This is a genomic window from Streptomyces sp. CAU 1734 (genome assembly GCF_039888735.1).
Taxonomy (GTDB): domain Bacteria; phylum Actinomycetota; class Actinomycetes; order Streptomycetales; family Streptomycetaceae; genus Streptomyces.
In genome coordinates this window covers 214,850-234,252 of record NZ_JBDQQP010000011.1, presented here as the reverse complement: position 1 = coordinate 234,252, position 19,403 = coordinate 214,850, and the positions used below count along the sequence as shown (strand labels likewise).

The window sequence follows — 19,403 nt, the reverse complement described above, 5'->3', positions numbered from 1 at the left end:
TTCGACTCCCGGCCGGGTCTCCCCCTGTGACCAGCGCTCACGGCCGCCCACCGGCGGGCCGTGCCGCCGCCCGGAGCACCCCGGCCCGGTCCGCTCCGGCATGCCCGTGAGCCCCTGCCCCGGGCCCGGTGAACACCCCGGCGGCCGGGGGCCGGTGGTCCCGGACGCCGGGCGGTCCGCCGGGCGGGGCACCCGGAAAACCCGGTGCGCCCATCACTCGCCCGCTGCGATGCTCCCGGTGGGAGGCACCGGGGATCCCGGTTCGACCGCCCGCTTCCCCGGGCCGCCGACGGACGAACACAGGGACTCGGTGAATGACGGACTCGTACACGGATCCAGGCACTCCGGACTGCCGCGGCGCCGCACGCTACCTCTGGTGGCTGGTGGTGAGTCAGCGCCGCCGGGTCGCCGCGGGAGCCCTGCTGGGCACCGTGTGGATGGTCGGGCTGACGGCGGCGCCCTATCTGCTCTCCCGGGCCGTCGACGACGGTCTGGCCCCGGGCCGGTGGCCCGTGCTGGCCGGCTGGACCGCCGCGCTGCTGGCCGCGGGCGCGCTGAACGCGTGGGTGGGCGTCATGCGGCACCGCGTCATGACCAGGGTGCGGCTGGACGCCGTCTTCCGTTCCGTCCAGGTCGTGGTCCGGCAGGCGACCAGGCTGGGCGGGGCGCTGCCGCGCCGGGTCACGGCCGGGGAGGTCGTCACGATCGGATTCGGCGATGTGGGGATGATGGCCACCGCGCTGACCATCACCGGCCCCGGATTCGGCGGGGTCATCGCCTATGGGGTGGTCGCCGTACTGCTGCTGGCCATCTCACCGCTGCTCGCCCTGGTGGTGCTGCTCGGCGCGCCGCTGCTCGCGGTGCTGATCGGTCCGCTGCTGGGACGGCTCCAGGGCGCCGAGACGGCGTACCGCGAACGCCAGGGCGACCTCACGGCCCGTTTCGTGGACATCGCCGGGGGTCTGCGGGTGCTCAACGGCATCGGCGGCAAGGAGGTGTACGCCGAGCGGTACCGCCGGGGCTCGCGGGAGCTGAGCGCGGAGGGGTATCGGGTGGGCGCGGTGACGAGCTGGATCCAGGCGCTCGGGCTGGGCCTTCCGGTGCTCTTTCTCGGCGTGGTGACCTGGCTCGCGGCCCGGATGGCCGCACAGGGGGCGATCACGGTCGGCGAGATGGCCGCCGCCTATGGGTACGCGGCCGTCCTGGCGGTGCCGGTCGCCTTCTTCATCGAGGGCGCCTATGAGATCAGCCGCGGGCTGGTGGCCGCCCGCCGGGTGATCCGTTTCCTCTCGATGGAGCCGGACGCCGGGTCGCGTGAGACTGACGCCGGATCGCGTGAGCCGGACGCCGAGTCAGCCGGGCCCGGCGCGGGGCCGCTTGAGCCGGACGACGCCGGGGACGGGCCCGCGGCGGGGTCGGTGCTGTGCGATCCCGCGTCCGGTGTGGAGGTGGTGCCGGGGAGGCTGACCGTACTGGCCTCCGCGCGGCCGGCGGAGTCCGCGGCCGTGGTGGACCGCCTCGGCCGGTTCACCGCCTCGGACGCGACCTGGGGCGGGGTGCGGCTCGACGGGATCGGCCGCGCGCGGCTGCGCGAGCGGATCCTGGTCGCGGACAACGAGGCGGATCTCTTCGCCGGCACACTGCGCGATCTGGTCTCGGGCCGCCGGGAGAGGGACGAGGAGGAGATCGGCCGGGCCCTGCACACGGCGGTGGCCGAGGATGTCGTACGCGGTCTTCCCGGCGGACTCGACTCGGAGGTCGCCGCGCGGGGCGCCAGTCTCTCCGGCGGGCAGCGGCAGCGGATCCGCCTGGTGCGGGCCCTGCTGGCCGATCCCGAGATCCTGCTCGCGGTCGAGCCCACCTCGGCGGTCGACACCCACACCGAGGCGGCGATGGCGGCGCGGCTGTATGCCGCGCGGGCGGGCCGCACCACCGTGGTGACCAGCACCTCGCCGCTCGTACTGGACCGGGCGGACACCGTGTACTACCTCGTCGACGGGTCGGTGGCGGCCGTCGGCACCCACCGGGAGCTGCTGAGGGGCCGGCCCGGCTACCGGCTGCTGGTCACACGCGGCTCGGAGGACGGGGGCGGGGACGGCGGGCACGGAGCGGACGGCCAGGGGACGGATGGCCATGGCACGGATGGGCTCGGGGACGGCGGGCACGGGGCCGGAGGGTCCGTTCCGCCGGCCCGGGAGGCCGTCCGATGAGCGCGGCGGGCACAGGCGCCGGGGTGCCGGGAGCCGTACCCGTACCCGTACCGGAGGAGAAGGAGAGGGACATGACAGCGGCACGGACCGGGCCCGCGCAGGAGGGCGGGGCACTGCCCGTCGCCGGTCCGGCGGTGGTCCGGCGGGCGGCGTTCCGGCTGATCCGGCTGGACGGGCGGGCCTTCACCGCGATCGTCCTCCTCAACGCGCTGGCCGCCGGTGCCGGAATCGCCGGACCGTGGCTGGTCGGCCGGATCATCGACGAGGTCAGGGGCGGCGCCGGGCCGGCCGCCGTGGACCGGCTCGCGCTCGCCATGCTGGGATTCGCACTGGCCCAGCTGGTGCTGGCGCGTTACGCCGGTCTCCTCGGCCACCGTTTCGGCGAGCGGACGCTGGCCCGGATCCGGGAGCGGTTCGCCGACCGGGTGCTCGCGCTTCCCGTACCGGTCGTGGAGCGGGCCGGTACGGGCGATCTGACCACCCGGGGCACCACCGATGTCGCGGCGGTCGGCACCACCCTGCGCGACGCCGCGCCGGAGGTCCTGATCGCCGGGGTTCAGGCGCTCTTCATCCTGGTCGCGGTCTTCGTGCTCGACCCGGTGCTCGGCGCCTGCGGGGTGCTCGGCCTGCTGAGCGTCTGGTGCGCCACCCGCTGGTATCTGCGCCGGGCGCTCACCGCGTATCTCGCCGAGGGGGCGGCCAATTCCGTACTGGCGGAACAGCTCGCGGCGACCGCGGCCGGGGCCCGCACGATCGAGGCGCTCGGGCTGGAGCGGCGCCGGATCGCGGCCTGCCGGGAGTCGATCGAGAAATGCCGCGCCACCCGGATGCGCACCCTCTTCCTGCGCACCGTGCTCTTCCCGGCCGTGGACATCTCCTATCTGATCCCGGTGGCCGGGGTGCTGCTGGCCGGCGGCGCGCTGCTCCGGCAGGAGACGCTGAGCCTGGGCACGGTGGTCGCCGCCGCCCTCTATCTGCGCCAGCTCGAACAGCCGCTGGACACGATCCTGTTCCGGGTGGAGCAGATGCAGAGCAGCGGCGCCTCCTTCGCCCGGGTCGAGGGACTCGGCCTGGTCCCGGGAACACCGCGGGCCGGTGCGGCCGACCCGGCGGACGACCGGATCGAGGTGTCCGGTGTCCGGTACGCCCATGACGGCGGGCCCGATGTGCTGCACGGAGTGGATCTGGTGGTCCGCCCCGGCGAGCAGCTGGCGATCGTGGGGCCCTCGGGGGCCGGGAAGACCACGCTGGGCAGGCTGCTGGCGGGCATGGATGTACCGCGGACCGGTTCGGTGACGGTGGGCGGGGTGCCGGTCGCCGGACTCGACCCCGGGCGGCTGCGCCGTCAGATCGTCCTCGTCACCCAGGAACACCATGTGTTCCTGGGCACGCTCCGGGACAATCTGCGGATCGCCGCAGGGTCCGCGGCGGACGCCGAACTGTGGGCGGCGCTCGACGCGGTCGGCGCCGCGTGGGCGAGGGAGCTGCCCGGGGGCCTGGACACCGGCCTCGGCCCGGAGGGGTACCGGCCGGACGGCGCCTCGGCCCAGCAGCTCGCGCTGGCGCGGGTGGTGCTGGCCGACCCGCACACGCTGATCCTGGACGAGGCGACCGCCCTGCTGGACCCGCGGACCGCGCGGCACACGGAGCGGGCGCTGGCCGCGCTTCTGGAGGGCCGTACCGTCATCGCCATCGCGCACCGGCTGCAGACCGCCCATGACGCGGACCGGGTGGCGGTGATGGAGGACGGCCGGATCACCGAACTCGGCACCCATGACGACCTGGTGGCGGCCGGCGGCGCCTATGCCGCCCTCTGGCACTCCTGGCACGGCGCCGGGGAGCCCGCGCGGTGAGCGGGGGGTCCCCGGGTGCCCGTGCGGGACCGCGGTGGTCACCCGGTCGGGTCACGGACACCCGGGCGGCTGTCGCGGGCCGTCCGCCGGGGCGGTGAGCAGGCGCACCGCGGTGCCGATGAGTTCGGCGTCGGTCTCGGGGGTGCGGTGGGCCGCGACGCCGGAGCGGAAGAGGGCGGCTCCCTCGATGAGCATGACGAAGACGGCCGCGCGGGCGCGGGCGGCCGGGGCGGAGAGTTCGGGGCAGTGCAGCCGGAGATGGCCGGTGAGCCGGTCCAGATAGTCGCCGTAGAAGCCGCGCACCGCCGGGGCCACCGTGTCGTCCACGGCGGCCAGCGCCCACACTTCGGTGAAGAGGCGCACCAATTGGGGATCGTCCTGGTCGGCGAGGAGCGCGCGCACGATCCCGGCGGGGTCGGGGGCGGTTGCGCCCAGCAGTGGGCTCAGGCGTTCCAGGGAGTTGTCCAGGATCCGCGCCAGGACGGCGGAGACCAGGTCGGAGCGGGCCGGGAAGTAGTACTGGAGATGGCCCAGGCGCACCCCGGCGGCGGTGGCGACCGCGCGCATGGAGAGTTCGGCGTGGCCGGAGGTGAGGAGCACGCCCTCGGCCGCGTCCAGGAGTTCGGCGCGCTTGCGCTCGCCCTTGCCCGTACCGGCGGCCGGGCGCCTGCCCGCGGGGCCGTCGGCGGCGCTCACGCGGCCCTCGCGGCGGCCGGGGCGGATTCCGCGACCTCGATGGTGACGTCCTGGGCGGCGGAGTGCTCCAGCACACCGGCGGGGAGCGGGGTCTGCTCGGGGAAGGTGACACCGGCCGGGGCGGGGGCGCCGTCCGCGCCCAGGATCCGGTGGAGGGCGAAGAGGCCGCCGAGGGCGGTCAGATGGGCCTGGCCCGCCGGGTCGGTGACGGTCGCGGTGAGGGTGCGGCCCCCGTGGGTGACATCGGTCCGCAGCTGTGCGGTGCCGCCGTCGCCGGGGGCGTACAGCAGGGCGCGGCGGGCGGAGGTGAAGCGTTCGCCGCGGCCCCAGCGGAAGAAGCCGGCCCTTCCGGCGGCCAGCAGGGCGGAGGTGGAGGAGGGGGAGCTGAAGCCGATCCGGGTGACCGCGGTGGTGGTGCCGAGGGTGAGCGGGAGGGTGAACTGCTCGGGGGTGTCGATCCGGGCGACCCTGGTCTCCGCCGCGCCGACGCGTACCCGGCGGCTGTCGCTGAGCGGCATCACGGTACGCCGCCGGCCGTCCTGGACGATCTCGAAGTCGAGGCCGAGGCGGTCCATGAACTCGATCGAGTCGGCGCCCGCGCGGTCCCCCAGGTCCCAGCGGATCGCGGTCTCGACGGTGTCCGCGCCGCCCAGCCGGTCCGCCAGCGCGGCGGTGACCAGGCTCGCCATGCCGCCCATCCAGGCGGAGGAGAAGAGGACGGGTGAGGCGGGCCGGAGCAGGGCGGCGACGGTCGCGGCGCGCTGCACCCGGGCGGTCCAGCGGGCCAGGTCGGCATAGGGCACACCGCCCCGGATCGCGGCCCGCAGCACCCGGTCGTCCGGGTCGTTGACCACCGCGATCACGGCGCTCACCCGGGCGGTGAAGGGCTCGGCGGCGGCCAGGTCCCAGCGCACCACCCGGGCGCCGGTCTCGCGGGCCAGGGCCTCGCCGCGCTCGACGGTGCGGCCGGCCAGCAGCAGTGGCCGGGCGGGGGCGATCATCCGGGCCAGTTCGGCTCCGACCGTGCCGTAGCCGCCGACCAGCAGGACCGGGCCGGTGGGGTCGAGTGTCAGCTCATCGTTCATGAGAGCCAATATAGGTCACCCGACCAAAAAAGCGCGACACCCCGGCGCGGACACACCGCCGGCCGGGCGCGGCGGCCGTTCCGCCGCACCCGGCCGGGTGCCGCATCGGCCGGGCCCCGGCCCGGGAGAGGCGGGGCTCAGCCGACCGGCTCGGCCTTGTTCATCGCGCCGGCCGAGTGCGACGCGTGCCCCTCGGGGATGACGATCTTGGCGAGCTGCCCGGCGGCCCCGATCAGGAATCCGGCGGCGGCGAGGGCGGCGAGGGCGAGGGAGAGACGGCGGATGCTCATGAGTGGACCTCCTGGGACACGGGCCGCGCCGGCGGGGCGGCAGTCGGCGCCGGCGGTCACCGCCACACCGGCGGTGCATGGACAGTAGGGCCGCCGTGCCGCCAACCGCCACCCCGGTACAACTCCCGCACACGGATGCCGGGTTGGGCTTGTCCCACCCTCACTCGCGCGCGCCCGCCCGACGGACACCCTCCGGCGCCCTCCCGTGCCGCTCCCCCACCCCGCCGCGTACCGAAATCCGGACACCCGCCCCCGTAAACGCGCGTTTACCGGCCATGCGCGCGCACCCCGGCCGGCCAGCCCCGGAAGCCCTTTCCATGGCACCGCCACGACACCCCGCCGACGCCCGCGCACCCCGCAGGTTCAGGCCAGGCGGCCCGGCGCGCACATATCCGCAATACCGCTGAAACGTCCGCTCAACGAACACAACTCATCGGTCAACGAACGAATTCCGGCCAATTCATTGACGCGGCCCTGACAGGAGTAAGCCACGCCTGTCAGTCTTCCCCCGTTCTTCCCCCGCTCCACGCACCAGATCGCTCCGCACATTTCTGCCCGGACGGATCAGGCCCGCCGTCCGGCACCCCCCTCGCAGAAGGAGTCAGCGTGAGACCCACCTCCCACCGCCGCACCAGGGCGGCCGCCGCGATCATCGCCGCCGCCGCTGTCATGGCCGTCGGCCTCCAGACCGGCTCGGTGGCCGGCGCCGCCCCGGCCGCGCCCCCCACCCCCGCCAAGGCGGGGAAGGCCGACCCCGGCGCACTGCCGCTGAGCCTCACCCCCGCCCGCCGCGCCGAGCTGATACGGGCCCGGAGCGCGGCGAGTGCCGCCACCGCGAAGGAACTGGGCCTCACAGCCCAGGAGAAGCTCGTCGTCCGCGATGTCACCCAGGACCGCGACGGCACCACTCACACCCGCTACGAGCGGACCTACGGCGGACTGCCGGTCCTCGGCGGCGACCTCGTGGTCGCCGAGACCCGGGCCGGCGCCACCGAGTCGGTCGGCCGGGCCAGCCGCGCCGTGCTGAAGAACATCGACACCAGGGCCGTTCTGGCCCCGGCCGCCGCCGAACGCCAGGCGGTGAGCCGCGCGAAGGCCGAGGGCTCGAAGAAGACCGCCGCCGAGCGCGCCCCGCGCAAGGTCGTCTGGCTCGGCGCCGGCGGCAAGCCCGTGCTGGCGTACGAGACGGTCGTCGGCGGCCTCCAGCACGACGGCACCCCGAACGAGCTCCATGTCGTCACCGACGCGGACACCGGCGAGAAGCTGTACGAGTGGCAGGCCGTCCACAACGGCACCGGCAACACCCAGTACAGCGGCCAGGTCACCCTCGGCAGCACCGCGTCGGGCAGCACCTTCAGCCTCACCGACAGCGGGCGCGGCAACCACCGCACCAACAACCTGAACCGGGGCACCTCGGGCACCGGCACCCTCTTCTCCGGACCGGACGACGTCTGGGGCAACGGACAGGCCGCCAACCTGGAGACCGCGGGCGCGGACGCCGCCTATGGCGCCGGCGCCACCTGGGACTACTTCAAGAACGTCTACGGCCGCAGCGGTATCCGGGGCGACGGCGTGGGCGCGTACTCCCGCGTCCACTACGGCAACAACTACGTCAACGCCTTCTGGACCGACAGCTGCTTCTGCATGACCTACGGCGACGGCGCCGGCAACGCCAAGCCGCTGACCTCGCTCGATGTCGCCGCGCACGAGATGACGCACGGCATCACCTCCAACACCGCGAAGCTGGTCTACAGCGGTGAGTCCGGCGGGCTCAACGAGGCCACCTCCGACATCTTCGCCGCCGCCGTGGAGTTCCACGCGAACAACGCGTCGGACCCGGGCGACTATCTGGTCGGCGAGAAGATCGACATCCGCGGCAACGGCACCCCGCTGCGGTACATGGACACCCCGAGCCGGGACGGCTCGTCGAAGGACTACTGGTACTCCGGCATCGGAAGCGTGGACGTCCACTACTCCTCCGGCCCGGCCAACAAGTGGTTCTACACCCTCTCCGAGGGCAGCGGCACCAAGGTGGTCAACGGAGTCACCTACAACTCCGCCACCTCGGACGGGCTGCCGGTCACCGGCATCGGCCGCGAGAAGGCCGCGCTGATCTGGTACAAGGCGCTCACCACCAAATTCACCTCCACCACCAACTACGCGGCCGCGCGCACCGGCACGATCGCGGTGGCGACGGAGCTGTACGGGGCCACCAGCGCCGAGGTCAAGTCGGTGACGGACGCCTGGGCGGGCATCAATGTGGGGGCGCGGCCCGGCGGCGGCAACCCCGGCGGTCCCTCCTTCGAGAACACCGCCGATGTGGCGATCCCGGACAACGGCGCCGCGGTCACCTCGGCCGTGACGGTCTCCGGTGTGACGGGCAACGCCCCGGCCGCGCTGAAGGTCGCCGTGGACATCGTGCACACCTGGCGCGGTGACCTGGTGGTGGATCTGGTCGCCCCCGACGGGACGGTCTACCCGCTGAAGCCGTACAGCGCCAACGACTCGGCGGACAACGTCCAGGAGACGTACACCGTCAATGCCTCGTCCGAGGTCGCGAACGGCGTCTGGCGGCTGCGGGCGCAGGACCGGGCCGCGCAGGACACCGGCTACATCAACAGTGTGAAGCTCACCTTCTGAACCGCTTCCGGCCCGCCGGTGGGGCGGCGGGCCGGCTTCCGATCGGCCGGTGACCGCGCGCCCGGGGTGCTCACCGCACCCCGGGCGCGTTCGGCTGTGCCCGGCCGGAGCCCACGGCCCCGAGTCCGGAGCCCGTCCGGCAGACTCGGGGCGCATGGACCCCGATCTCGTACTCCTGCGCGAACTGATCACCGGCTCACCGCTGATCCGCGCACACCCCGGCCGCGGCAGATCCGAGGCGGCCATCGAGCGGGCGGAGGCGGTGACCGGGCCGCTGTCGCCGTCGTACCGCTGGTGGCTGCGGGAGTACGGGGACGGCACCCTCGGCGGCGCGGAGCTCGGGACGGTGGAGCCGGATCCGTGCGCGAGCGTGCCGCTCCACCACGCGCTGCGGCCGGAGGGCGGCCGGCTGCCCTTCTTCGCCGAGCAGGACGGCGGCGATCTCCACTCCTTCGTTCCCGGCGGTGCCGGGGTGGAGCATCCGGTGGTGCGGCGCGACCACTTCACCGGGGAGGAGGAGCGGGTGGCGGAGTCCTTCGCCGGGTTCCTCGCGGTGTGGACCGCGCGCGAGTCCGGTCTCGGGGACGGGCCGAATCCGTCGGTGGCGCGGCTGTGGCGGTCGACACCGGGGGTGCTGCTGCCCGGCGGGGTGCTGATCTACGGTCCGCACAGCCTGCGGGAACGGAACGAGACCTTCGGGATCGCCCGGCGGGCACCGCACTGGACCCTGGTCGGGGACGACGGCGGGGGCGTCGGATTCTTCATGCGCCGGCACGGCCGGGACCGGTCGTCGGTGTATCCGCTCGGGCTGGGAGCGGTGGACGGGGACATCGCGGCGAGCGGCGAGCCGGTGACGGACGATCTGACGGCGTGGGTGGACGCGGGGTGCCCCCGGGGCCGGCCGCGGTGACGCGCCCCCGGGCCGCCCGCGAGCGGGATTCGAGCCGGCCTCGACCGGCGGCACCGACCGTGGCGGAAAACTCCGGGAGGGCCTGTGGCTGAGGACATCGACAACGGAACCGTGATCCGCCTCGAACACGGCCGGGCGGGCGAGGAAGAACTCGCCGCCGTGGCCGTGACCGTGCTCTCCCTCATCGCGCGCCAGGAGCGCGAGCGGCGGGAGACGGGCTCCGGGGAACGATCCGTCGCGGGCTGGCGGCGGCAGGAGCGGAACCCGGGCTACCAGGCGCCGCACAGCTGGCGTTAGCGGGTTTCGTGTGACGAGGGCCGCCCGTGCGCACGGGCGGCCCTCTCATGTGCCGGCTCCGTCCCGCGGCCGGCTCTGTCCCGAGGGCGGCGACCGGTCGCCGCCCTCGGGGCTCCGGGCTCCCGGGGCCGGCTGTTCACCGGTCCCGGGAGCCCTCGGTCACGGGCTCCAGACCGCCGCCCGCTGCGGCAGTCCGCCGTCGGGGCTGGCGACCCCGACCGCGGTGCCCGCCGAGTTGATGCCGTACGGGTCCCCGCCGCCGGGCGATCCGAGGGTGAGGTTGTGGACCGTGCCGGCCGGCTTCCAGAGCACCGGGCGGTGCTTGCCCGCCGGGGTCAGCGAGTAGCCGATGACCCAGCCGCTGTTGTTGACCCCGAAGGCGTAACTGGCGGTGTCACCCGGGTACATGGGCAGCATCACCACCGCGCCGCTCGCCTTCCAGAGGACCGCGCGGGGCGGCCCGCCGGGGGTGGCACTGGCTCCGCCCACGGAGATGCCGGAGTCACTGATCGCCGTCGCGGCGGTGGTGGGATACCCCGGCACGGCCGGCAGCGCGGTCACCGTGCCGCCGGAGCTCCAGCGGACGGCGTGGTTGACGCCGTCCGGTGTCGCCGACGCGCCGACGGTGACACCCAGATTGTTGATCCAGGTGGCTCCGGTCGACACCGCTGTCGGGAGGCCCGGGAGCTCGGTGGCCACCGCGTCCGCGCCCCACCGCATGGCGTGCCAGTTGCCGTCCGCCGTGACGGAGAAGCCGGCGGTGACCCGGCTGTTGTTGACCGAGTACGCGCGGGTCCTGACCGCCCCGGCGACTCCGGGCAGGACCGTCATGGTGCCGCCGGCGTCCCAGCGGACGGCGCGTTCCAGCGTGCCGGTGGAGCGTCCCACGATCGTGGTGTCGTGGTTGTTCACCGCGAACGCCGTGCTGGAGGTGTCTCCCGGCAGGGTGCCGAGATCGGTGATGACGCCCGCGCTGTTCCACTTCGCGGCGCGCATGACGGTGGATCCGGCGGTGGCGTTGGAATCCCCGACCACGATTCCGCTGCTGTTGATGCCGAATGCCCGGTTGGTGCTGCCGCCCGGCAGCGTGTTCATCTCCGTGTACGTGCCCGCCGCCGAGGCCGGGACGCTCTGTCCGGCCACCAGAACCGCCGCGACAACGGCGGTGAGGGCGAGCTTTATTCGCATTCTGTTCATGGAACCCCGTTACTTACTCTGGCTTCTCAGCCATGCTGTATACGGCTTCCGACGAAGAAGCCGGGACCTCTGTCGTCGGTTTCGAGGTACTCCATCCGCAGTCCGCCCGCGCGGAATGCTTCGGCGTACTCCGCTCGGGAGAAGAGCGTGAGCCGGTCCACATCGGTGTGGTGCTCGATTCCCTTCTCCGTGTCGCAGAGGAGATAGTGAATCTCGATCCGCGTGCGATTCCCCTCCAGGGTCGAGTGACCCACCCGCGCTATGCCCCGCCCCTGGTCGCCGTCTTTCAGCGCGTGGGTGGAGACATATCCCGGGATAAAGGTGTCGGGGAAGTACCAGGGCTCGATGACGAGGACTCCGTCATCGGCAAGATGCCGGGACATCGCGACAATCGCGCTGGTGAGGTCTTCGGCGGTGCTCACATAGCCGACCGCGCTGAAGAGACTGACCACGGCGTCGAAGCGGCGGCCGAGGTCGAATGTCCGCATGTCCCCGAGATGCAGGGGAATTCCGGGGAGCCGCCGGGCGGCCCGCTCCAGCATGGTCTCGGACAGTTCGACCCCGGCCACATCGCCGAAGATCCCGGCGAAGGAGGACAAGTGGATTCCGGTGCCACAGCCCACATCGAGAAGGCTGGTGGCGTCCGGTTTGTGTTTACGGATCATGGCATGGACACGGGCGGACTCCGCCGCGTAATCCTTGCGGTCCTGGTACAGCAGGTCGTAGAGCTCGGCGGACTGCTCACTGTCGAACATCGCGTTCCTCCCTCGGATTTCCTCTTCCGGGTGGTGCCGTACGCGTGCTGTGTTCAGCCGCCGACACCCGCGGCGGCGATTTCCTCGAGGCGGACCACGACATCCCGGGGGGACGGCGCGGAGCGCATGCGGTCCCGCAGTACGGCGGCGGCGCGCCGGTACGAGGGATCGGTGAGCAGTTCCCGGCAGGCGGCGACCACGGCGGCGGAGGTCTGTTCCCCGGCGGAGAGCACCTTGGCCGCCCCGGTGGCGGCCATCGGGGCGAGGTACTCCTCGAACTCCGGCACATTGGGGATCATGACCTGCGGGATGGCGTGGGACGCGAAGCCGAGCATGGTGCTGCCCCCGCCGTGGTGCACGGCCAGATCGCAGGTGGAGGCCAGCAGGTCGAAGGGGAGCCAGCCGGCCCTGGCGTGCTCCGGCAGCGGGCCGAGATGGGCGGCGACGTCATCGGGGGTGGCGATGAGGAGTTCGACGTCCAGTTCGGCCGCGGACTCGATCAGCCCGCCGAGATGGTCGAGCGCGTAGTCGGTGCCCACCCGCGATCCCGCCGAGACCCAGACCCGGGGCCGGGATCCCTTGGTGACCATCCAGGGCTCCAGCGGCCGGGCCGGGGAGTACGGGACGTACCGCATCGGCTCGCCCGCGAGCCGGCGGAAGGCGGTGTCGTCACCGTGCCGGATCTCCTCCGGGCACATGATCAGTGACAGCTCGGGGTCGGGGAGGCTGTCGAAGCCCAGCTCGCCGAGCGCCTTGACCGTCTCCCGGTGCCAGTTCAGCGGCTCGGCGAAGCCGAACTCGACGGCCGCGCAGGGGATGTTCAGCTCGGCCGAGAGCATCGCGGCGGTGTAGGCGAGTGGTCCCGCGACGATGAGATCCGGGCGCCACCGGCCGGAGAGCTCCAGCAGGTCGTGGTAGCTGTCCACCGCCATCCGGGCCGCGGTGCGGCCGAGCACGGCGGCGCGTTCCTCCAGGTCACCGGTGAGGGGGACCAGCTTTCCCTCCTTGACCTCGCGGTAGTCCTTCGGGGACTTCTGCGGGGCGGCGACCGCGGGGATCCCCGCTTCGAGCAGGGTGGGCAGAGCCTCCTTGTGGGCGGCGGCGATGACATCGTGCCCGGCGCTGCGCACCCCGTGGAGCAGGGGAATCAGCGGGAGGATGGCACCGGGGCCGCCCTCGAAGACCACGAGGCACTTCATGACGCGTGGTCCGCGAGCGTGTGGTCCACGAGAAGGACGATCTTCCCCCGTCCATGGCCGAGTTCGATCGCGCGGTGCGCCTCGGCCGCGTCGGCGAGGGCGTACGCGGCCCGGATGTGGATCTTTATGCCGCCCTCGTTCCACAGATCCACGACCGACTGGAGCCGGGCGGCGGATCTTCCCGGGCCGAGCAGGGGTATGCCGAGTTCCTTGGCCTCGTCCAGCGCGACCATGGAGCGGATGCGGTTGCGGTCCTTCACCAGCTCCACACTGGCGCGCAGGGCGTCCGCCCCGGCCGCGTCCAGTGCCGCGTCCACACCGCCGGGCGCCACCGCGCGCACCCGCTCCACCAGGCCGTCGCCGTACTCGACCGGGGTGGCGCCGATCGAGCGGAGGTAGTCGTGGTTGGGCGCGCTGGCGGTGCCGATGACCCGCGCGGCGCCCCAGTGGAGGGCGAGTTGGACGGCGATGGTGCCGAGCGCCCCGGAGGCGCCGTTGATCAGCAGGGTGTCGCCGCGGCCCACACCCAGGGCCTGGAGGACGAGATGGGCGCCCTGGCCGTTGCCGGAGAAGCCGCCCGCCACCTCCCAGGGCATCGCGGCGGGCTTGCGGACGATCTGGTCGGCGGGGACGACGACATATTCGGCATAGGAATCGAGGGTGCTGTAGCCGAGCACCTCGGCGCCGATCTCGACACCGGTCACCCGGTCGCCGATCTGGTCGACGACTCCGGCGAACTCATTGCCGGGGACGGCCGGTGTGCGGACCGAGAGAAACGCCGGTGCCCAGCCGCGCCGGATGGCGGCGTCGAACGGCTGGACACCGGCGACCTTGACGCGTACCCGGACCTCGCCGGGGCCCGCGGTGGGGTCGTCCAGGTCGTGGAGTCTCAGAACATCCGGCGATCCGAACGACGATGCGGCCGCTGCCTTCATGGTGTTCCTTCCGAGGGGATGAACCCGGTGGGGGATGAACGTCTGCGGTGGCGCTGGTCAGTGGTGGCGGCTGGTTCCGATGGGCGCGATGGTGAACAAGGGGATGCGGAAGGTGGGCCGGGGTGTTGCCGGCGGGGCAGAAGTGACTTCGATGCCGTGGCACTCTCCGGAGCGCCGCGGCACGCTGGTGGCCGCCGTGCGTCACCACCGTGGGTCATGGGGCTGGAGGGAGCGTCCAATTCAGTTCGGGTCCGCGGGCGCCGGGGAGGTGTGCGCGGGGTCCGCGGATGGGCGGAGGGTGTGCCCATGGGCTTCGGCGGGGCCTGTGACCAGCGGCTCTGCCGGTCCTCCGGCCGGCGGCTCTGCCGGTCTCCCGGCACTCTCCCCGCACGATCCCTGTGCCGGCGGCCCGGCCGGCGGTCGCGGTATCGGCCCCGTGGCGGTCTCGCCCCGGCCCCGTGGCGGTCCGGGCGCCGGTCCTCGGACCGGGCTCCGTTCGGGTCACCCCGCACCGGCTCCGTCGCCGGTCCCGTCGCGGACTCCCGGCACCGGGCGCCGGGCGCCGGTCTCCGGTCTCCGGTCTCCGGTCTCCGCCGGCGGGCGCCGGGCCGGCTTCCTCGCCGGTGGGCGCCCCCGGGTCCGGCCGTCGCGCGGATCCGCTCCTCGTACCGCGAAACCCGGCCGGGAGGGGATCCGGCCGGGGGTACGGGCGTACGCGGAGGAGGTCCGCGTATCACTCCACGGCATCACGCCGTGATGTCATCGCGCCCGGCTCGGGGCGCGAGCCGGGGGGTGCTGCCGGGTGCCGGGGCCCGCTCCGGGGCGGGCCCGGCGGCGGGGACACGGCGCGGAACAGCACCCCCGCCCCGGCGGGGCGGGTCACTCCGCCGCGGCCACCGGTGAGTCCTTCGTACCGCTCCTGGACGGTTCGCGGTCCTGGCCGGAGCCCGGCGGTTCGCCCGGTGAGCCGTCCTCCGCGTCGCCCTGCGGGGCGTCCTCGGGCTTGCCCTTCGCCGAGCCCTTCCCGGCCTCCCGGGGCTTGCCCGGCAGCAGGAAGGAGAGGAGGAAGGGCAGGATGAGCAGGGCCGTCATCCACCAGAAGGTGGTGGTGAAGGCGGAGGCGTCGAAGGTCGAGCCACCGCTGGAGAGCAGCTGGAGACTGACCGCCGCCAGGGCTCCGCCGAGCGCGCCGCCGGTCCGCTGGGAGATTCCGCTGATGGTGGTGATGTGCGGGATCGCGGCCTCGGGCGGACCGGACTGATAGAGCGAGGCGGCCAGCGGAATCGAGACGGCCGCCAGCCCCATGCCGCGCAGGACGAGGGCGACACCCATCACCACGCTGTTGGGCTCACTGTCCGCCAGGGCGAAGGGGATACTCCCGGCGAAGGTCAGCAGCAGTCCGACCAGGACGATCGGCCGGGCCCCGATCCGGTCGCTGAGCGGACCGACCAGCGCCGCCGCGATGCCCATGCCGAGTCCCTGGGGAGCGAGCAGGGTGCCCGCCGCGGTGGCGCTGAGCCCGACCACCTGCTGGTAGTAGAGCGGAACCAGGAAGAGCAGACCGTAGAGGAGGAAGCCCACCACGAAGATCATGAAGATCGCGATGGAGAATCCGCGGTCGGCGAGATGGCTGAGGTCGATGATCGCGCTGCTGCGCCGGCGGCGCGCATGGACGACGAACCAGGCGGTGAGCACGATTCCGGCGATCACCGTACCGGCGCTGAGCAGGGCGTCGCCCACCGCGATGGGTCCCGCGGCGCCGAGGTCGGCGACCGCGGAGGCACCGTAGACCAGTGCCGCCAGACCCGGCGAGATGAGCAGCAGGCCCTTCCAGTCCAGCTTGGCCTGTTTGTCCGCGGTGTCCCTCGGCAGCACCAGCCAGGCGACCGCCAGCGCACCCGCCAGCAGCGGGATCTGCCCGATGAAGAGCCAGCGCCAGCTGGTCACATCGATGACCGCGCCGCCGATGATGGGGCCGAGGACCGGGGCGAGTGTGGAGGGTACGGCGACGGCGCTGAAGGCCCGGCCGGCGCGTTCGGGACCGGCCGCCCTGGTCAGGACGACCATCGCGACCATACCGATGAGTCCGCCGGAGAATCCTTGCAGCACCCGGAAGAGAATGAGGCTGAGCGGGTTCCAGGCGATGCCGCAGAGCACCATGGAGAGCAGGAACGCGGCGAGCGAGCCGAGCCAGATGTTCCGTGCGCCGAAGCGGTTGACCGCGAAGCCGGAGACCGGGATCGAGGCACAGGTGGCCAGCAGATAGGCACCGGTGATCCACTGAATGGACTGCGCCGACGCGGAGAAGTCATGGCCGATGGCGTCGATCGCCACCACCACGAGGGTGCCGTCGATCGCGGCCACGATCGTGCCGAGAATGACGACAGCACCCAGAGTGAAGAGGCCGGCGTCCTTTTTCGGGGCGGGAGCTCCCGCCGGTTTGGGTTCTGACGCCATGTTCACTACTTCCCTTCCCTGGCCCGAGGGCCGTTGTTTCCGGCTTCACTGTGCGGTCGGCGGGCGGCGGGCGGGCGCCCGGCGAGCCGTCGGCGGACACCGGCCGCGCGACGGCGGGATCCCGGCGAGTACGGGACGCGCGGTGCGCGCGGGCGCTCCGGGAGCGGTCGCGAAGACCCCCGCGAGCCCCCGCGAGCCCGTACGAAACCTCGCGGACCGCGCGGACCCGGCGGGCCCGCCGATGCGGCTGCCGCCGGCCGGGCCGTGTCCGGGCCCGGCCGGCGTACGGTCACGGCACGGCCGCCGAGCGGCCGTTCGCTCCCGTCACTACTCCACGACGAGGACGATCTTTCCCCGGCCGTGTCCCTGCTCCAGGTCGCGATGGGCCTCGGCGGCCTCGGCGAGCGGATAGGAGTTGCGGATGTGGATCTTGATCAGGCCCTGCTCGTACAGTCCGACGAGCTCGGCCAGGCGCCCGGCGGAGCGGGACGGGCCGAGCGCCGGTACGCCGAGCTCCTCGGCGGCCTCGTCCGAGACCATGGTGCGGACCCGGTTGATGTCCTTGACCAGCTCGACACTGGCGCGGAGCGCGTCGGGACCGGCGTTGTCCATGGCGGCGTCGACTCCGCCCGGCGCCAGCGCGCGGACGCGTTCGACCAGGCCCTCGCCGTAGGTGACGGGCACCGCGCCGATGGAGCGCAGATACTCGTGGTTGCGCTCGCTGGCGGTGCCGATCACGGTGGTGGCGCCCCAGGCGCGGGCGAGCTGGACCGAGAAGGTGCCCAGCGCGCCGGCGGCGGCGTTGATGAGGACCGTGTCGCCGGGGTTGACGCCCATCTGCGAGAGACAGAGGTGGGCGCCCTGGCCGTTGGCGGAGAAGCCGCCGGCCACCTCCCAGGACATCGCCGCGGGCTTGTTGACGATCTGGTCGGCGGGGACCACGACGTACTGGGCGTAGCTGCGGGTGGTGGTGAAGCCCAGCACCTCGGCTCCGGGCGCGAAGTCGGTGACCCCGTCGCCGATCTGGTCCACCACGCCCGCGAACTCATTGCCCGGGACGACCGGGAAGGTCAGGTCGACGGAGGGCGGTGCCCAGCCCGTGCGGATACCGGTGTCGAAGTGCTGCACACCGGCCGCGCGGACACGGACCCGCACCTGCCCCGGACCGGCTTCCGGATCCGGTACCTCCGTAAGTGTGAGTACCTCCGGGCCGCCGAACTCTGTCAGGGCCGCAGCCTTCATGAATATCACCGCAATCGTGTGGTTCCCGAAATCGAGCGACATCTGCCGGCGATGTCCGCCCGCCCGATGCCGTGACGATCACTCAACCACCTCGAAGGAGACTCGACTTGCGCTCGAGGCGACGACCGGCCATGCCGCGCGGGGCCCTCGCCGGCACGGCCCGGGACGGGCGGTGCCGGAGGGCGGACCCGGCCGGACCCGGAGCATGCGGGGCACCCGTGTGCGAAAGGGCGGCGGGCGTGCGGCACATCCGGCACCACCGCATTACCTCCCCGGGGCGCCGCCCAAACATCCGTGCCGCCGGCGCGGTGCCCGGCCGCCCCGTTCCGCCGCCCCTCTAGCAGCCATCGAGCAGTCGCGGGCACGGTCGGGCGCCGACAGCAGATTGCCGTCGATCTCCTCCGGCCCCCCTCCGAATTGAGGTCATCGCGATGCGCGTGATGTTCAACGTTTGTCCGGGACTCGACCATCTGTACCCGTCCCTGGGTCTGGCGTGGGCCCTGCGCAACGCGGGCCACGAGGTCGTGGTCGCGACCTCGGGCGTCTCGGTGGCGGCGGCGGCCAACGCCGGACTCGCCGTGCGCGATGTCTCCCCCGGCGCCGACTTCGCCTCGATCTTCCCGAGGACCGGGTCGAACGAGGACCGGGCACGGCTGATGCGCGAGCGCGGCATGGCCATGACCGAGAGCCTGGAGACCCCGGATGTGATCCTGGAGAAGTTCTCCCGGGTCAGCGATCTGATGCTCGACGGAACGCTGAGCCTGGCCAGGGAGTGGCAGCCGGATCTGATCGTGTACTCCCGGCTCCAGGGCACCGCGCTGATCGCCGCCCGCGCGCTCGGCGTCCCGGCCGTCGAACACGGCTTCAGCTTCCTGCGGGAGGGGAATCTGCCGCGGCGGTTCCTGCCCTATCTGGCACCGCTGTACGAGCGGACCGGCACTCCGGTGGAGCTGCCGGAGGTCACCGCGCTGTACTTCGCGCCGGATTACATGATGCACGGGGAGGGCGAGGGGCTGACGATGTGCTCGGTCCCCTTCCACGGCGGCGGCACCGTCCCCGACTGGGCGGTGGAGCCGAAGCGGCGCCCGCGCATCTGTGTCACGCTCGGCACCGTCGTGCCGCATGTGACGGGTGCGAGCAGTCTGACCAAGGTGCTGGACGCGGCGGCGGAGACGGACGCGGAGTTCGTCCTCGCCCTCGGCGACAACCCGGACCTCGGCGGGGCGGAACTCCCCTCCAATGTGCGGGTGGTCGGCTGGACCGCGCTCAACATGATGCTGTGGCAGTGCGACGCGATCATCCACCACGCCGGCTGTGCCACCACCCTGGCCTCGGCACACGCCGGGATCCCGCAGCTGGCACTGCCGCAGGGCGCCGACAACTGGATCAACGCGGCGCTGATCGAGCGCACCGGACTGGGACTCTCCCGCGAGTCGGAGGACGTCGACGCCGGTCTGCTGAACACCCTGCTCCACGACGAGGGCCTGCGTGCCTCCGCCCGTGCCGCCTCGGCGGCGCTGGCGAAGGAGCCGGGCCCGGACCAACTGGTCGCGCGATTGGTCACGCTCGCCGAGCGAAAATGACCGCGCGCCTCTCGCCAGGGCACCCGGGAACATCCGGGTGCCCGTCGGCGTGTG

15 protein-coding genes are annotated in these 19,403 nt (G+C 73.1%); 6 read left to right on the top strand and 9 right to left on the bottom strand.

Annotation, left to right across the window (positions count from 1 at the left end; all coding sequences use genetic code 11):
* Positions 1-314 precede the first annotated feature (314 nt).
* Both AAFN69_RS22405 and AAFN69_RS22400 read left to right on the top strand, forming a co-directional pair.
* A complete protein-coding gene (locus AAFN69_RS22405) occupies positions 315-2,210 on the top strand; it encodes an ABC transporter ATP-binding protein (protein ID WP_347730442.1) in 1,896 nt (631 codons plus the stop codon).
* A 71-nt stretch (positions 2,211-2,281) separates the two neighbouring features.
* Positions 2,282-4,063 (top strand): ABC transporter ATP-binding protein, encoded by a 1,782-nt coding sequence (locus tag AAFN69_RS22400; RefSeq protein ID WP_347730441.1) that lies wholly within the window; start codon positions 2,282-2,284, stop codon positions 4,061-4,063.
* Between the two features lie 51 nt (positions 4,064-4,114).
* On the opposite strand, the gene AAFN69_RS22395 is transcribed toward AAFN69_RS22400, so the two are convergent.
* The 3 genes from AAFN69_RS22395 to AAFN69_RS22385 all read right to left on the bottom strand — a co-directional run bounded on the left by AAFN69_RS22395 (position 4,115) and on the right by AAFN69_RS22385 (position 6,134).
* On the bottom strand, positions 4,115-4,759 hold the full coding sequence (locus AAFN69_RS22395) for a TetR/AcrR family transcriptional regulator (RefSeq protein WP_347730440.1): 645 nt from the start codon (positions 4,757-4,759) through the stop codon (positions 4,115-4,117).
* Positions 4,756-5,844 (bottom strand): saccharopine dehydrogenase, encoded by a 1,089-nt coding sequence (locus AAFN69_RS22390; protein WP_347730439.1) that lies wholly within the window; start codon positions 5,842-5,844, stop codon positions 4,756-4,758. The genes AAFN69_RS22395 and AAFN69_RS22390 overlap by 4 nt, the downstream gene beginning before the upstream one ends.
* A 137-nt stretch (positions 5,845-5,981) precedes the next feature.
* On the bottom strand, positions 5,982-6,134 hold the full coding sequence (locus tag AAFN69_RS22385) for a hypothetical protein (RefSeq protein ID WP_347730438.1): 153 nt from the start codon (positions 6,132-6,134) through the stop codon (positions 5,982-5,984).
* 606 nt (positions 6,135-6,740) lie between these two features.
* On the opposite strand from AAFN69_RS22385, the gene AAFN69_RS22380 reads away from it, so the two are divergent.
* The 3 genes from AAFN69_RS22380 to AAFN69_RS22370 all read left to right on the top strand — a co-directional run bounded on the left by AAFN69_RS22380 (position 6,741) and on the right by AAFN69_RS22370 (position 9,981).
* Positions 6,741-8,774, top strand: coding sequence for a M4 family metallopeptidase (locus AAFN69_RS22380; protein ID WP_347730437.1), 2,034 nt, complete (start codon positions 6,741-6,743; stop codon positions 8,772-8,774).
* 154 nt (positions 8,775-8,928) lie between these two features.
* Positions 8,929-9,684, top strand: a complete 756-nt coding sequence (locus AAFN69_RS22375) for an SMI1/KNR4 family protein (protein ID WP_347730436.1) — start codon at positions 8,929-8,931, stop codon at positions 9,682-9,684.
* Positions 9,685-9,768: 84 nt separating this feature from the next.
* Positions 9,769-9,981, top strand: a complete 213-nt coding sequence (locus tag AAFN69_RS22370) for an acyl-CoA carboxylase subunit epsilon (protein ID WP_347730435.1) — start codon at positions 9,769-9,771, stop codon at positions 9,979-9,981.
* A 159-nt stretch (positions 9,982-10,140) separates the two neighbouring features.
* On the opposite strand, the gene AAFN69_RS22365 is transcribed toward AAFN69_RS22370, so the two are convergent.
* From AAFN69_RS22365 to AAFN69_RS22340, 6 genes are all read right to left on the bottom strand, one after another.
* Entirely contained in the window at positions 10,141-11,169 is a 1,029-nt protein-coding gene (locus tag AAFN69_RS22365) for a hypothetical protein (RefSeq protein WP_347730434.1), read from the bottom strand.
* Between the two features lie 35 nt (positions 11,170-11,204).
* Positions 11,205-11,933, bottom strand: coding sequence for a class I SAM-dependent methyltransferase (locus tag AAFN69_RS22360; protein ID WP_347730433.1), 729 nt, complete (start codon positions 11,931-11,933; stop codon positions 11,205-11,207).
* A gap of 53 nt (positions 11,934-11,986) precedes the next feature.
* Entirely contained in the window at positions 11,987-13,132 is a 1,146-nt protein-coding gene (locus tag AAFN69_RS22355) for a glycosyltransferase (protein ID WP_347730432.1), read from the bottom strand.
* Positions 13,129-14,067, bottom strand: coding sequence for an NADP-dependent oxidoreductase (locus AAFN69_RS22350; protein WP_347730431.1), 939 nt, complete (start codon positions 14,065-14,067; stop codon positions 13,129-13,131). Before AAFN69_RS22350 ends, AAFN69_RS22355 begins: the two co-directional genes overlap by 4 nt.
* An 879-nt stretch (positions 14,068-14,946) precedes the next feature.
* On the bottom strand, positions 14,947-16,524 hold the full coding sequence (locus tag AAFN69_RS22345) for a DHA2 family efflux MFS transporter permease subunit (RefSeq protein WP_347730430.1): 1,578 nt from the start codon (positions 16,522-16,524) through the stop codon (positions 14,947-14,949).
* A gap of 327 nt (positions 16,525-16,851) precedes the next feature.
* Entirely contained in the window at positions 16,852-17,766 is a 915-nt protein-coding gene (locus AAFN69_RS22340; protein ID WP_347730429.1) for an NADP-dependent oxidoreductase, read from the bottom strand.
* Between the two features lie 440 nt (positions 17,767-18,206).
* Between AAFN69_RS22340 and AAFN69_RS22335 the strand changes: the two genes are divergently transcribed.
* A complete protein-coding gene (locus tag AAFN69_RS22335) occupies positions 18,207-19,349 on the top strand; it encodes a nucleotide disphospho-sugar-binding domain-containing protein (protein ID WP_347730428.1) in 1,143 nt (380 codons plus the stop codon).
* The last annotated feature ends 54 nt before the right edge of the window (positions 19,350-19,403 follow it).

Excerpts from the sequence above, each read along its gene's own strand:
- AAFN69_RS22360 (WP_347730433.1), bottom strand. The coding sequence starts at position 11,933 with ATGTTCGACAGTGAGCAGTCCGCCGAGCTCTACGACCTGCTGTACCAG.
- AAFN69_RS22335 (WP_347730428.1), top strand. The coding sequence starts at position 18,207 with ATGTTCAACGTTTGTCCGGGACTCGACCATCTGTACCCGTCCCTGGGT.
- AAFN69_RS22385 (WP_347730438.1), bottom strand. The coding sequence starts at position 6,134 with ATGAGCATCCGCCGTCTCTCCCTCGCCCTCGCCGCCCTCGCCGCCGCC.
- AAFN69_RS22355 (WP_347730432.1), bottom strand. The coding sequence starts at position 13,132 with ATGAAGTGCCTCGTGGTCTTCGAGGGCGGCCCCGGTGCCATCCTCCCG.
- AAFN69_RS22345 (WP_347730430.1), bottom strand. The coding sequence starts at position 16,524 with ATGGCGTCAGAACCCAAACCGGCGGGAGCTCCCGCCCCGAAAAAGGAC.
- AAFN69_RS22405 (WP_347730442.1), top strand. The coding sequence starts at position 315 with ATGACGGACTCGTACACGGATCCAGGCACTCCGGACTGCCGCGGCGCC.
- AAFN69_RS22340 (WP_347730429.1), bottom strand. The coding sequence starts at position 17,766 with ATGAAGGCTGCGGCCCTGACAGAGTTCGGCGGCCCGGAGGTACTCACA.
- AAFN69_RS22400 (WP_347730441.1), top strand. The coding sequence starts at position 2,282 with ATGACAGCGGCACGGACCGGGCCCGCGCAGGAGGGCGGGGCACTGCCC.
- AAFN69_RS22365 (WP_347730434.1), bottom strand. The coding sequence starts at position 11,169 with ATGCGAATAAAGCTCGCCCTCACCGCCGTTGTCGCGGCGGTTCTGGTG.
- AAFN69_RS22390 (WP_347730439.1), bottom strand. The coding sequence starts at position 5,844 with ATGAACGATGAGCTGACACTCGACCCCACCGGCCCGGTCCTGCTGGTC.
- AAFN69_RS22350 (WP_347730431.1), bottom strand. The coding sequence starts at position 14,067 with ATGAAGGCAGCGGCCGCATCGTCGTTCGGATCGCCGGATGTTCTGAGA.
- AAFN69_RS22375 (WP_347730436.1), top strand. The coding sequence starts at position 8,929 with ATGGACCCCGATCTCGTACTCCTGCGCGAACTGATCACCGGCTCACCG.